Raw genomic sequence first — 14,253 nt, 5'->3', positions numbered from 1 at the left:
CATTTTCTCTATTCTTTTTCAAACACGGTCACATTACCAGCCGATATGTTAAATACGCAAGCAACAGCATTGATGATATCATTTTTGATGATTACATTATTTGCCCCTTCTGCGGTTACAATTACTCCATTTATTTTCGGACCATCCTTTGCTACAGACGAAGAAAAAACATTTGTTGTCTGAACATTATCCCGATAAGTAATAAATACATCGGCTTCCCCTACGCCTTTGATACCGCTGAGTATTTCAGAAAGGCGAAGCTCTTCTCTCGTTGCAGAAGTCGATTCTTCTGATGCAATGTATTCTGTACCTCCATCATGATCGACAATTTGCTTTCTTCCATCCTTACTCTGTGTCATTACGTTTAATAGGACAAGTCCCATTGAAGCAATGATTACAACAGTAATTAATTTAAAAAATAAATCTTTAATATTTGTTTCATTTTTCATCAGTAGCTTCATTTTCTTCCTCCTTTTCTTTGATAAAAATGTTCCTTTTTGACAAATTCAAGAAATCCGAAAGGGTATTTTGAATTTTAACTTGCTCCGTCAAATCATCTGTATATAATATCACCTTATTTAACTCACCAAAATGTTTGCTGTTTCTATTCTCGTTAATGTATATTTCAATTACTGCCTCACTTATGCCTGAAAATTGCTTTTCCAACTCTTCTTTTATGCTTTCGCTTACTTTCTCTTTGTACACATCAGAAATTTGCTTTGTTTGTACTTGTGAAAGATCATATTCGAAGGAAGCATCGTTATTAATTTCATAAGATTGTGCAGCGCTAAAGGAATAAGGAATCGAATGAAATGCTAAAATTTCTTTTCCTCCCAATGATTGCAGAGGATAAAGCATGACAGTAAGCAAGAGTAAGGAAAAAATAAATTTTAAATAACCTCGCATGCTTCCGCTTGGAAGAAGCAATTCCAAAAATGAGATGGCTAGAACAATTAAAAATACATTCCGTACCCATTCCGTGACAAAACTCATGAAACATCCCCCTCACATTGTACCCATAGCAATAAGAATGGAAATAAAAATCAAAAATAAGATAGCACCCAGAAGCAAGACAACCGCTAAAGTAATGATGGTATTCCCAATCTCATCCATGCATACCGCAATTTTTTTCGAACCAATCGGTTCTGCAATGACAGCTACAACTTTATATACAATTGCAATGGCTACCAATTTTAGTAATGGAATGAGTAAAATTGTAAGAATGAGTAAAAGGCCAAAAATCCCAATGCCATTTTTAATCATTTTTGTACAACTAAGAATCATGTCCATAGAATCGGCTGCAAATCCTCCAATGATCGGAATGAAATGATCTACCGAAAATCGTGCAGTTTTTATGAGCATGGTATCTGCGGATTCAGTTGCAAGACCCTGAATGGCAGTTAATCCTGAAAATAATGTAACGGAAAGCCCCATAAGAAAAACAGCAAAACCTCGTAAGAAACCAGCTAGTTTCTTTATGTAATCTTTGTCGGAAAGGCTGTTAACTAATAAAAAAATACAGGATAAAAAAATGGCCGGTAGAATCAGTTGCTCCATTACCTTAGAAAGCAGCGTAATTGCCGCTAAAATTACGGGGTTTAAAATACCGCCTGAGGTAATACTGCCTGTAGCAATCATCAGCGGAACTAAAATAGGAAGCAATATCTGCATGGCAGAAACCATTTGTGTAACTGCAATACTGCAGAGGTTATATACGTCTATAAAATTTCTCAGACATAAGGTTGCGACTACACAGCTGCAAATCATGCCACCCATTTTAGAAACTGTATGTTCTCCAAAGGAAGATGCCATATTTTGAAGTAAATTAACGACCATACAAATAAGCAGTATTTGGACGGCTAAAAAAATGGCTGATCTGATTTCAATGAAGAAAAGTTCAGAAATACGACTTAATAATTGATCCCATTGAAAAAAGGGTTCTCCTTTTATTAAACTTTGAATAATCTCCATTACAGATTTGTTTTCAAATATTTGTCCTTGTGAGTTTGCCATCCCCATAAGTTCCTGTAGTTGCTCCAGGTTCATTGAAGATAATTGCTCGTTGATTAAATTTTCCATTTCCAAGAGTATCACCTACTTTTTCAATGCATGGGTAGCAAATTTTCTAAGAGCTCCAAAATGGACATCATAACAGGAACTGCAAGATAAAAAATAAATAACTTCCCAGCTAATTCTACTTTTCCGGCAATGGCAGATTCTCCAGCGTCTCTACATAGTTGTGCGGTAAAATCTGCCACATATGCAACAACTAAAACCTTAATCATGACTGAAAAAAATGCTTTTCCATACGTAATTTGATTATAAATAGTATTAAGAAAATCAAAGATTGTACGTAAATGGTAAAGCAAAAATCCAAAAAGAAGTAAAACTGTTGCAATGACAATGTAAATTGCCAGCTCTGGTTTATATGCTTTTACTATGGAAGAAAGAATCATGCCACAAAGACCAATGGCACAAATTTGAAAAATATCCATGGTCTTTGTCCTCCTAAAATTGAAACATTGTTTTCACTGCTATAAAAAAATCATTGATCATCTGTATAATGATAACTAGAACGACAATAATCCCAGCTAGAGTTGTCATCATTGCCTGATCCTCTCTGCCTGCCCGGATTAATACCTGATTTAAAACTGCAACAATGATCCCAATGGCTGCAATTTTAAAAATAATATCCACATCGATTGTCATAAGTGATTCACCGCCTATCTTTTTATTCCTTTTTGTTGAACAATTCTTTATACCATGTATATTCCTTGTCCAAGGTTTTATGCAATGAAAAAAAACCGAAATAAAAACCATTTTTCGGTTTTTTATTTCGGCATTTTACTTTTAAATATAATCTATTTTATTGTTGATCCAGTTTTTCTCGACGAGCCGTTGACTTACGAAAACACTGCTTTAAGCTTTCCGTATCTTCCTTTATTAACGCGAATTTTATCACATTCAGCTCTTTTTGGAAATTTTCGATGGAATGCAGAAGATTTTCTTTATTTTCAAGAAACAACTCTGCCCAAAGTGCATCATTCATATTTGCAATACGAGTTAAATCTCGATAGCTATCACCAATAAAGCTGCCGGTATCTCGTCCCTCTTTGTCACTGTTAATGAGTGCTACTGCCATTGCATGAGGGAGTTGTGATGTAAAACTGATCATTTCATCATGAAAGCTAGGCGTAATTCGCTTCACTCTTCCAAATCCGATTTCCAGCATTAATCGTTCAATTTGATCTAAATTTTCTGCTTTATTATAAATAGTTGGAGTCAGAATATAATTTGCTCCTTGGAATACTGTACTGCTGGCATAAGAAAGACCTTTTTTTTCACGACCTGCCATAGGGTGTCCGAAAATAAAATCCACACCTTCTGGTAGGGCTTCTAAAACATCGTTTAAAATAGCACCCTTTACGCCGGTGGTATCCGTTATAATTGTTCCTTGCTTAAATTGCTTTTTATTTTGATTCAAAAAAGAAGATACGAGTTTTGGATAAATTGACAATAGAATTAAATCCATTTTTGAAAGAAATTCTTTGCCATCTGCACTTCCGTCGCAAATAATTTTCATTTTTTTTGCTTGGGTAATCGTTTGTTCATCCGTATCGATACCAAAAACTTCGGTATACCCTTTTTCTTTGAGCGCCAAGGCAAAAGAACCTCCTATGACTCCCAATCCTACAATGGCTATTTTCATAATTGTACCTCTTTCACATAGGAACCTAAAAGTCGGAAATCATAACCGTCCTTTTCAATGGTTTCAAGTGCTTGTTTTACATTTTCACCTTGTAAATCACCCTCAAAATCCAAGTACAGGCAATATTGAAAGGCATGTTCTTTTAAAGGTCGGGATTCAATCTTTACTAAATTTACATTATTTTTTGCAAATGCTCCTAATAATTCGTAAAGAAAGCCAGCTCGATTTTCCAAGGAAAGCACTGCACTGAATTTATTGCTGAAAGCGTTTCTTTCCAACTGTCTACCTACAATTACAAAACGAGTTGTATTATTTTTTTGATTATGAATGTTTTTCTCTAAAATAGTAAGGTTGTATACTTTTGCTGCACGTTCACTTGCAATGGCTGCTTTCGCGTTTGATTGACTCTCTTTTACTAACTTAGCGCTGACTGCCGTGTTATGAAAAGGTATCAGTTTCCAATTTGAAAAACGATTTAAGAAATTACTGCACTGTTCTAAGCCTTGAATATGTGAATAGACTTCCTTAATTTCAGAAAGATTTGTTCCGGAGAAGCCAATCAGATGATGTTTAATGGAGCAATACGTTTCTCCGACAATATAACAATCATATTGTTTTAAAAGATCATAGGTTGCAGAAATGGCACCGGTAGAAGAGTTTTCAATTGGAAGTACACCATACGCAATCTTTCCTTCACGCAATGCTATAAATACATCTTCGAATTCTGCATATTCTTGCCTCTTTTGGTGCTCTCCGAAATATCGGATAAGTGCTTCCTCCGAAAAAGAACCAATGGTTCCCTGAAATCCGACTACTTTATTTCCCAATTCCATCTGCGTCTCTCCTTTTGATGCATTCATATATTCCAATGGCACATACAGCTTCAATAACAGGTAAGGCTCTTTGCACAATGCAAGGATCATGTCTTCCAGAAACAGAAAGATTTGTATTTTGCCGTGTCTTTATATTAATCGTAGCTTGTTCTTTGGAAATGGAAGGTGTCGGTTTTATTACAGATCGAAATACAATTGGCATTCCGTTTGTAATTCCACCCAGTATTCCACCGTTATAATTGGTCTTAGTTTTTACCTGATCTCCATCATAATAATAACTATCGTTGCATTCGGAACCTTTTTTCTCTGCCATCTCAAATCCAAGACCAAATTCAACTCCTTTTATAGCAGGTATGGAAAACATTAGATGTGCAAGTGTGGATTCCACCGAATCAAAAAACGGATCCCCGATTCCTACCGGCAAACCAATGGCAGCACATTCTACAATACCGCCTACAGAATCTCCTTCTGCTTTTACAGAAAGAATTTCTTCATGCATACATACTGCTTTGTTTTGATCAAGTACAGGAAATGTTTCTTTCGTTAACTCAGAAAGTATTTCCCGGGTGATACTTTCTGAAGTAAAGGAAATATCTCGAACGTTTCCGATTTGTTTAATGTGAGCTCCGATGTAAATTCCTTTTTCTTTTAAAATTTGTTTACATATAGCACCACAGAAAACAAGCGGTGCAGTAAGCCTCCCGGAAAAATGACCTCCACCTCGATAATCGTTAGCCCCTTGATAGTGGATAAATCCGGGATAATCTCCATGACCCGGGCGCATAACTTGTTCCATAAGAGAATAATCAGAAGAATGATTGTCTTTATTTGCAATGAAACAGCATAATGGAGTACCTGTTGTTTTTTCTTTAAAAAAACCACTTAAGATCTGCGGTAAATCCTGTTCATTCCTAGTTGTAGAAAAACTATCTTTTCCGGGAGCGCGACGCTGCATTTCCCGGATGATTTCTTCCATGTCAATGGCAAATCCAGAAGGAAGACCGCTGATTACCATTCCGATACCATCTCCGTGTGATTCTCCGAAAATGGACAGTTCTAATTGCTTACCCCATACTCCACTCACTTGCAATTCCTCCTAACTGTAAATAGTCTTTAAAAAAGTCTGGATATGATTTTGAAACACATTCGTAATCCTGTAAAATTATTGGATTTTTGCATACCGTTGCTGCAATGGAAAGCATCATTGCAATACGATGGTCTTTATGACTCCACACCTCAGTGCCTCCCTGCAGTTGCGCAACGCCTTCAATGTAAAAACCATCCGCAATCTCTTTAATATTTGCACCTAACTTATTTAGTTCTTGTGTTACGGCGGAAATTCGGTCACATTCCTTCAGGCGTAGTCTTTGCGCATGAATGATTTCTGTTTTCTTACCTTCTTGTAGTGCTGCTACCAATGCAATTACTGGTATAATGTCAGGACATTGAGAGCCGTCAATGGTAATAAGGCTGCTCGTATTTTGTTCCTTTATCTTGCTTAATAATTCCAAAACTGCTTTATCACCCTGCAAAGAATTACTTTTTAAATTAGCGATCTTTATATTTGAACCCAAGCTATTTGCACAAAGGAAAAAGGCAGCCTGTGAATAATCTCCTTCAATTTCATAGTTTTGATTTTGATAAGATTGATTTCCTTTTATGTAATAAAGTTGATTCTCTTTTTTTTCAATCTTTACTCCAAATTCATCCATTACAGATCGTGTTAAATCTAAATATCCTTTTGATTCTAGTGGGGTTGTAATGGTCAATGTAGAATCGCCGCTCAAAAGTGGAAGTGCAAAAAACAGACCACTGATAAATTGTGAACTTATATCTCCGGAAATCGAATAATTGCCGGAAATCAATTTGCCATTAACTCTAAAATCAAGAGAATCATTGCTGCATTCTTCATATTGAATGTTGCATTGATCGAAGATTGGATAAAATGGAGTTAATGGTCGTTTTCCTAAATTCCCTCGTCCCAGAAAGCGACCGCCATTTCCTAAAACCAGAGAAATGGGTATTAAAAATCGAAGCGTTGAACCGGATTCGTTACAATCAATAACGACTTTTCCGCCTTCTCGAAGTGTCTGCATGCCTTCACTGGTCGCAATTAAATCATCCGACAAGTTCAATTTTAGAAATTTATTTGTTTTGCTTAAAGCACTGCAGATAACTGCTCTATGCGCGATGCTTTTAGAGGGTGGTATTTTAACTTCTCCCATTAATTTTGACGGATGCAGTTTCATATTTCCCATAGAGTCCTCCCTTTTTTATATAGAAAGCTTTCCCCGATTCTTTTTAATAAAACAACGTTTAGTTCATCACCGAACTGCTTTTTATCATGAATCGCGGCAGATTTAATCGTTTCCATAGAAAAAGTAGGCAATTCAAACGGCAAACCATGAGCGATCAATATTTTTTTTATTTTTTCGGCTGTCCCTTGTTCCGTTAAACCCAAGTGTTCGCTTTTTACGGTAATCTGATACATTCCGATGGCAACAGCTTCGCCGTGTGTTGGTCCCTCGTAGTGATACATCAGTTCTATTGCATGGCCCCAGGTATGACCAAAATTTAATAGCATACGGTTTCCGAAATCTCGTTCGTCTTCTTCTACAAGCTGTCTTTTTAAATCACAACAGCGGTAAATGATTTCTACAATATGCTGCATGATTTGATCTCTGCTGAAATTTTGTGAAAGCAAATTGAAAAAATCATAATCTTTAATACAGCCGTATTTTATTACTTCTGCCATACCATCTTTAAAAAATTTATCTGGTAAAGTCGATAAAACCAAAGGGTCAATAAAAACAGCTTTTGGCTGATAAAAATTTCCTATTAAGTTTTTGCCTTGCGGAAGATCAACGGCTACTTTTCCTCCTACAGAGCTATCTACTTGTGCGAGAAGCGAGGTTGGTATTTGTACAAAAGAAATTCCGCGCAGATAGGTCGCTGCAGCAAAGCCTCCGATATCTCCAACAACACCGCCCCCAAAAGCAATCAGCAAATCTTTTCTTGTCATTGAAAAGTTTAAAAGCGCATCGTAGATACGTTGAAGCTGAAATAATGACTTTGATTGTTCACCGGGTTCTTGTGAATAAATTTTTACTTCAAATCCTTCTTGTTTGAGCGATGAAAGCAATGACTCACCATATTCTGCATTTACATGATGGTCTGTTAAGACAAATACCTTACGCCCTTGATAGATTCCTTTTAGTTCTTTCCCGATGATTGATATAAGACCATTTTTGATTTGAATGCGATAACTGTTTTCTTTTAAATTTACCAATAAATGTTTTTTCATGAAAACCTCTTTTGTCTTCAGCAATTGTTTTTATTTAACTTATAGTTCTCTTCCTACTACAGAAGCAATTGGACGAAGTTTTTCCATAATATCCCCGAACAATTTTGGTTTAATAGATTGTTGACCATCACAAAGTGCATTTGCCGGATCGTTATGAACTTCAATAAGCAGTCCATCTGCTCCAACTGCAATTGCAGCTTTAGCTAAAGGTTCTACCATCCAATATTTACCGGTAGCGTGACTTGGATCAACTACAACTGGAAGATGGCTTAACTCTTTAATTGCTGGAATTGCACTGAGGTCTAGTGTATTTCTTGTGTAGGATTCAAATGTACGAATGCCTCTTTCACATAAGATAATTTGCTCATTTCCGCCAGACATAATATATTCTGCTGACATCAGCCATTCTTCAACCGTTGCGGATAAACCTCGTTTCAGTAAAATTGGTTTGGATGTTTTTCCTAGTTGCTTTAACAAGTCAAAATTCTGCATATTTCTTGCACCTACTTGAATGATGTCTACTTCTCTTTCGAAAATATCTAAATCATTTGTAGACATGATTTCCGACACAATTGGCAATCCGGTTCTTTGACGTGCTTCCATCAAAAGCTCCAGTCCATCGTATTTTAATCCTTGAAATGCGTATGGAGAAGTTCTTGGTTTGAATGCACCGCCTCGAAGAAAGTGAGCACCTAGCTGCTTTACTTCATCTGCAATTTCACAGATTTGTTCTTCACTTTCTACGGAGCAAGGGCCTGCAATAATGGCAAGCTTGTCCCCTCCAATTTTTTGTCCACATACATCAATAACGGTTGGTTCCGGATGGAATATTTTATTTGCCTTTTTGAATGGTTCAGCTACATGCATGACTCGTGCAACGTTCCGATTTGCCTCCAGCTGGGAGCAATCAATTTTACTGGTATCGCCAACCAAACCCAGCACACATACTTCTGTACCGACAATGGGGCATACCTCGACTCCCTTTCCTTTGACAAAGATGGATAATTTATCAATTTCCTCTTGCAACGTATTTGGCTTTAATACAATAATCATATCATTTTCCTCCATTTTCTATTTTTTCTCTAAGATACTAAATTGGCTTATTAATGTGATTTTCTCGTACAGATAGGAACTTTGGTTTTTTTTCTATCGTATAAAAAAAGAGAACCCATCCGTTGAGTTCTCAAAATTTCCAAAATAGTTTGACTAATCGTTTTTGATTTTATTTTGATGTTATAAGACTCATAGGAATCGAAATATTTTACATGAAAAAATGTCAGCGCTAAAATAAAAGCCCCAAAAATTAAAATATGTAAAGCTATTTAATTTTGCTAACATTTGATTCTTCATTTCTATTTCCTCTCTTAATCTTTTACTTATAACTATGCTTATAATAAACCCCTTAAATCGAAATTGTCAACTATTTTTTTTGCATTTTAGCGTTAATGTTTTTTTATTATCAAAAAAAATGCATATAGAAAACACTAAAAAAGTAATAAAACAATTAAAATTCCACCATAAAATCCAAGACTTTGATACATTTTACCCTTTTTCTTTTTTTCTTCTTCTGCCTCTTTAATTTGCTCTTCGATACGCGAAAAAAAGCGTTCGAATGCACTTTTTTGTCCTTGTAAATCACTTTTTCCAAGCTCTTGTCCTAATTGACGCAATATTTCTTTATCTTCTTTTTGCAAACTGCTGCTACTATAGATTGCAGTTACAGAATTTTCCCAACATTCATAAAAACTATTTCCACCTTTCTCTAAGCCATTGCAAACATCTGTGTAAAAAGATGCAAGAAGTCCCTTTTCTTCTTTGGCAAGACGTTCCAATAAGATCGGTAATGTTTCTCTTGCATATTGAATCTCGGTTTGCAATAACTTAAATCCTCGATGTAATTCTCGTAATTGACGATAACGATAAGAAAATTCAAGTGCTTTTACTTTACCGGCTCCAAAGCAGGAAGCAACAATTAAAACACATAAAAATAACTTCATGCCAGACTCCTTTCCCTTAATAAAATCATATGGTTTTTCTCATCCGTAATTTTTCTTACAGTTCCAATCTTTGGTTGATTCCCCAGATATACAATTCTTTGAAAAATGCCACAATCCAGTAAGTTTTTTGCCGGAGATCGTAGCAAGTCTTCATAGCTGTTTCCATGGATGGTCGTTAAAAGACCTACACCTGCAGTTATCGCCGATTGGATCGCTTGGTAATCTTCCGGCTTTCCAATTTCATCCGTTGCAATGATATCGGGTGCCATTGATCGAATTAACATAATCATAGCCATTTCCTTAGGACAAGCATCCAGAACATCCGTTCGCATTCCCAAATCAAACGATGTGCCAAAATGGTCAAATCCTGCAATCTCAGAACGTTCATCACAAACGCCTACTTTGAAGCCATGTGCACTCAAATTACGAATTAAATCTCGAAGCATGGTAGTTTTTCCGCATTTTGGAGGTGAAAGTAAAATGGTATTATAAAAATATCCTTCCTGTGTCGTTAAGTAAGAATAATAAGGTTCTGAAATTCCGAGTATTTGCCGACTTCTTCTTATATTTACTGAGGTAATATTTGTTAAGGTATTTACTCTGCCATTATCGATAACTGCCCTTCCACAAAACCCTACGCGATGTCCGCCTTCCATTGTAACGAAGCCGTTTGCCAGATCTTGTTGATGTGCATAAATTGAGTGGTTAAGTATACAGTTGCATACATTGTTAATATATTCTTTATCAATTACTGAGGCGGATTCTCCCTTTAACACATATTCTTTGCTTCCAGAGTAGATTAAAATAGGATGTCCTATTTTAATACGTATTTCTTGCAGATGTTCTTGTATTTCCGGTGAAAGGCGCTGTAGCTCAATGGATAATTCCAACGGTAATTTTGCAAATAAACCAGCATTTTGTTTCATAAAAAAACCCCCTGTCCCATTTTTATTATATGCGTGGATACTAGGGGGTTATGTGTTATATTAAATTATGTTGCGTTTTTTGTTCGGTAATATTAATCTCTGCTTTTTCATTTTCTTCAATCGATTCTATTTCTTTTTCTTCGGATATGATTTCTTGTGGTGTAATAATAATACGAACCTTATCAATACGACGATCTTTTACCGATTCTACTTTAAAAATACAACCATCATAAGGAACGACGCGTTCTTCTGTTTCATCTTCATCTGGAATTTCACCTAACAGATCTATGACAAACCCGCCAATGGTTTCATGATTTTCCGATTCCAATTCCAAACCTAGTTCCTCGCTCAAATCATCCAAATAATATTGTCCATCTACCATATAAGTGTTTTCTTCAATCAGTTCCAGCTGTGGTTCATCATCATCGTATTCGTCATCGATGTTTCCCATAACCTCTTCTATGATATCTTCCATTGTGACAATACCGGCAAATCCACCGTATTCATCAATTAAAATTGCGATATGCATTTTAGAAATCTGCAATTCGCTAAATAATTCGTTGATTTTTTTACTTTCCGGAACAAAGAATGGTTTTTGAAGAATCTTACGGATATCAACCTTTTCAAAACCATGTTTTCTTGCTTCAAGAATAAAATCCTTCATATAAAGGATACCAATAATGTCATCACTGTCTTTATTATAAACCGGAATTCTGGAATAGCGTTCTTCTAAAAGTTCATCAATGTATTCGGATAAATCATCATTTATGTCAATCGAAAAAACATCCGTTCTTGGTGTCATGATTTCATAGGCTAATTTATCATCGAATTCAAAAATACTATTGATCATTTCACGTCCGGTTTCATTAATTTGCCCAGACTCCTGACCGACTTCAAGTAAGGATCGGATTTCTTCTTCCGAATATTCATCTGCCTGATCATGCTGATCTTTTCCGGTAATTTTTAATAGAAAAGAAACCGAAATGGACAATAATTTTACAAATGGTGATGCAATTTTTGAAATAAATAATATCGGTTTAACAGCAAACAAAGCCATTTTTTCTGCATTTTGCAGTGCAAGTCTCTTTGGAAATAATTCCCCAAATACCAAAGTAAAATAACTTAAAACTAGGGTTACCAAAACAACTGCAATTTGAGTCTCATAAGGAATGCCAAACCGATGTAAAAAAGCACCGATATCATCGGCCATTGACGTAGCAGCGGATGCACTGGATAAAAATCCTGCCAGTGTTATCGCTACCTGTATAGTCGATAAAAATTTATTAGGCTCTTCAATCAATCGTTGAAGTAAAATCGCTTTTTTGTTTCCTTGATTTGCAAGTAGTTTAATCTTATTTTTATTCAGTGATACAAACGCCATTTCTGCCGAGGCGAAAAAAGCATTAATCAGTATCAATAATGCTAAAAATAATAGTTGAAATGCCAGCGGCATACTGGGGTCTGGACTAGAGTCCATCATTTTTAAATTCCTCCTAATTTAATGAAATACTATTATATGTTGTTTTCTATCAAAACTTACTATATTATACCATAAATTTAATGAAAATTCAATCTTATTCTTTCCTTTTTCGTATTATGAACTTTTCCGATACTGGTTTAGAAACTTTAATTTTCAACATTTGTTGGGCATGAGGTGCTTCTGTAATCGCATCTCCTTCTTCATTCAGCATGATTTCTATTTTTTGATTAAAATAATCACTGTTTGGTCCGAAAATTTCTACTTCATCACCCACGGTTATCTTATTTCTCTGTTCAACGGTAGCAAAGCCGGTGCTTTCATCATAATCATGTACAATTCCTAAAAATACATATTCTCGATAGTAGGCACTGCTTTCATAATTTTGATCTTCGTTGGTTGGCTTTCGATAATAAAAACCCGTAGTAAAATGTCGATTGCTGACTTTTTTTAATTCTTCCATCCATTCAGGTTGAAAACAATAGTTTTCTTTCTTTTCATAATATGCATCAATGGCTTTTCTGTAAGCACCTATAACGGTTGCTACATAAAAAACACTCTTCATACGTCCTTCTATTTTTAGTGATGCAAGTCCAGATTCAATCAAATCCGGTATGTGTTCAATCATGCATAAATCCCTAGAGTTAAAGATATAGGTACCTCGTGCATCCTCTTCAACCGGATAATACTCTCCGGGTCTTTTTTCTTCAACCAAGCTATATTTCCAACGACACGGATGCGCACACATTCCTCTGTTTGCATCGCGTTCAATCATAAAATTGCTTAAAAGACATCGGCCAGAATAAGAAATGCACATTGCACCTTGAACAAAGGCTTCTAATTCCATATCTTCCGGTAAATTTTCTTTTAAACCCTTTATTTCATCAAAGGATAGCTCTCGAGCCAAAACAATACGTTTCACTCCTTGCTGATACCAAAATGCAGCGGTTCTGTAATTCGTTGTGTTAGCTTGTGTGCTTAAATGAATTTCAGCATCTGGAATCACTTCCCGTATTAATTGAATCACTCCGGCATCCGAAGCAATAAAAGCATCAAGAGGAATCTCTTTTATTTGATTAAGGTAGTTTTTCATTAATTCAATGTCATCATTATGCGCAAACACATTCATGGTAAGAAATACTTTTTTTCCACGTGCATGGGCATAGGCTACGCCTTCTTGCATATCCTCTAAACTGAAGTTTTTTGCACCTGCACGAAGTCCAAATAACTCTCCTGCCATATAGACCGCATCTGCACCATAATCAATCGCTATTTTTAATTTTTCTAAATCTCCGGCTGGAGCCAACAATTCAATTTTTTTCATGATTTCCTCACTTCTATTCATGGATTAAGCTAATGGCAACACCATCACCAACTGCCAATACACAAGTATCAACCTTTTGCAAATTTGTAATGTTCTTAAGGTATTCTCGCATACGGCGAATAATAGTCTTGTTTCTTCGGTCTAATACAAAATCATCAGAAGCAGTCATTCCCTTAAATAAAACATTGTCTGACACAATAAGTGCCTCATTGCTCCAAAGTGGTTCACACGCATCCCAAAATGCTTGATATTGCGCTTTTGCCGCATCAATAAAGATGAAATCATAAGGTTCTATTTGCCCTTGGTCTAATTGCTCTTCTAGAAACGTAAGGCTTTCTTTTGCATCTCCTTGTACTACTTGAATTCGATCGGAAAACCCTGCGTCTTCTATATTTTTTCTTGCAATGTTAGCACTATCTTCTGATAATTCTAAAGTAGTTATTATAGATTTTGAGCAAATTGTTGCAAAACAAATGGAAGAATACCCTACGGCTGTCCCGATTTCTAGGATTCTTTTTGGATGTTTGATACGCAGAAGATTTATCAATAGTTGTTCTGTATCACGCAAAATGATCGGAACATGTTTTTCCTCCGCATCCTTTCTCAATTTTTCTAAGAATGGATTTAGCGGTCGATACAGTTCGTCCAAGTATGCGGTAACCTGATGTGTCATAATGTTCATT

16 protein-coding genes are annotated in these 14,253 nt (G+C 35.8%); all 16 read right to left on the bottom strand.

The features are described 5' to 3' along the window. Nucleotides 1-8: 8 nt before the first annotated feature. On the bottom strand, nucleotides 9-461 hold the full coding sequence (locus I2490_RS01895) for a hypothetical protein (RefSeq protein ID WP_206458091.1): 453 nt from the start codon (nucleotides 459-461) through the stop codon (nucleotides 9-11). Further along, a complete protein-coding gene (spoIIIAF, locus tag I2490_RS01890; RefSeq protein WP_206458090.1) occupies nucleotides 439-993 on the bottom strand; it encodes a stage III sporulation protein AF in 555 nt (184 codons plus the stop codon). The genes I2490_RS01895 and spoIIIAF overlap by 23 nt, the downstream gene beginning before the upstream one ends. Before the next feature lie 12 nt (nucleotides 994-1,005). Then, on the bottom strand, nucleotides 1,006-2,079 hold the full coding sequence (locus I2490_RS01885; RefSeq protein WP_206458089.1) for a stage III sporulation protein AE: 1,074 nt from the start codon (nucleotides 2,077-2,079) through the stop codon (nucleotides 1,006-1,008). A gap of 23 nt (nucleotides 2,080-2,102) precedes the next feature. Further along, nucleotides 2,103-2,495 carry a SpoIIIAC/SpoIIIAD family protein gene (locus tag I2490_RS01880; RefSeq protein ID WP_206458088.1) on the bottom strand — a complete coding sequence of 131 codons (393 nt, stop codon included), beginning with the start codon at nucleotides 2,493-2,495 and terminating at the stop codon, nucleotides 2,103-2,105. A gap of 13 nt (nucleotides 2,496-2,508) precedes the next feature. After that, nucleotides 2,509-2,709, bottom strand: a complete 201-nt coding sequence (spoIIIAC, locus tag I2490_RS01875; protein ID WP_209010562.1) for a stage III sporulation protein AC — start codon at nucleotides 2,707-2,709, stop codon at nucleotides 2,509-2,511. A gap of 157 nt (nucleotides 2,710-2,866) precedes the next feature. Beyond that, nucleotides 2,867-3,709 (bottom strand): prephenate dehydrogenase, encoded by an 843-nt coding sequence (locus I2490_RS01870; protein ID WP_206458087.1) that lies wholly within the window; start codon nucleotides 3,707-3,709, stop codon nucleotides 2,867-2,869. Continuing rightward, the gene (gene pheA, locus I2490_RS01865) at nucleotides 3,706-4,542 is read right to left on the bottom strand and encodes a prephenate dehydratase (protein ID WP_245157052.1); all 837 of its coding nucleotides are present in this window, start codon (nucleotides 4,540-4,542) and stop codon (nucleotides 3,706-3,708) included. The genes I2490_RS01870 and pheA overlap by 4 nt, the downstream gene beginning before the upstream one ends. After that, nucleotides 4,526-5,626, bottom strand: a complete 1,101-nt coding sequence (gene aroC, locus I2490_RS01860; protein WP_206458085.1) for a chorismate synthase — start codon at nucleotides 5,624-5,626, stop codon at nucleotides 4,526-4,528. The genes pheA and aroC overlap by 17 nt, the downstream gene beginning before the upstream one ends. Beyond that, nucleotides 5,607-6,800, bottom strand: a complete 1,194-nt coding sequence (locus I2490_RS01855; protein WP_206458084.1) for a 3-phosphoshikimate 1-carboxyvinyltransferase — start codon at nucleotides 6,798-6,800, stop codon at nucleotides 5,607-5,609. Before I2490_RS01855 ends, aroC begins: the two co-directional genes overlap by 20 nt. After that, nucleotides 6,788-7,846, bottom strand: coding sequence for a 3-dehydroquinate synthase (gene aroB, locus I2490_RS01850; RefSeq protein ID WP_206458083.1), 1,059 nt, complete (start codon nucleotides 7,844-7,846; stop codon nucleotides 6,788-6,790). The genes I2490_RS01855 and aroB overlap by 13 nt, the downstream gene beginning before the upstream one ends. Before the next feature lie 39 nt (nucleotides 7,847-7,885). Continuing rightward, nucleotides 7,886-8,899, bottom strand: a complete 1,014-nt coding sequence (gene aroF / locus I2490_RS01845) for a 3-deoxy-7-phosphoheptulonate synthase (RefSeq protein WP_206458082.1) — start codon at nucleotides 8,897-8,899, stop codon at nucleotides 7,886-7,888. Nucleotides 8,900-9,330: 431 nt separating this feature from the next. Beyond that, nucleotides 9,331-9,843 carry a stage III sporulation protein AB gene (locus tag I2490_RS01840; RefSeq protein ID WP_206458081.1) on the bottom strand — a complete coding sequence of 171 codons (513 nt, stop codon included), beginning with the start codon at nucleotides 9,841-9,843 and terminating at the stop codon, nucleotides 9,331-9,333. Next, entirely contained in the window at nucleotides 9,840-10,769 is a 930-nt protein-coding gene (gene spoIIIAA / locus I2490_RS01835) for a stage III sporulation protein AA (protein ID WP_206458080.1), read from the bottom strand. Before spoIIIAA ends, I2490_RS01840 begins: the two co-directional genes overlap by 4 nt. Before the next feature lie 55 nt (nucleotides 10,770-10,824). Continuing rightward, the gene (locus I2490_RS01830; protein WP_330634518.1) at nucleotides 10,825-12,249 is read right to left on the bottom strand and encodes a hemolysin family protein; all 1,425 of its coding nucleotides are present in this window, start codon (nucleotides 12,247-12,249) and stop codon (nucleotides 10,825-10,827) included. A gap of 94 nt (nucleotides 12,250-12,343) precedes the next feature. Then, entirely contained in the window at nucleotides 12,344-13,570 is a 1,227-nt protein-coding gene (locus I2490_RS01825; RefSeq protein WP_206458079.1) for a peptidase U32 family protein, read from the bottom strand. Nucleotides 13,571-13,583: 13 nt separating this feature from the next. After that, nucleotides 13,584-14,252, bottom strand: coding sequence for an O-methyltransferase (locus tag I2490_RS01820; RefSeq protein ID WP_206458078.1), 669 nt, complete (start codon nucleotides 14,250-14,252; stop codon nucleotides 13,584-13,586). Nucleotide 14,253 lies beyond the last annotated feature (1 nt).

Origin of the sequence: Anaerovorax sp. IOR16, from assembly GCF_017168145.1 — a bacterium.
Classification (GTDB): Bacteria; Bacillota; Clostridia; order Peptostreptococcales; family Anaerovoracaceae; genus IOR16.
The sequence above is the reverse complement of the archived record's forward strand: the minus strand, read 5'-3'. Positions and strand labels throughout refer to the sequence as shown.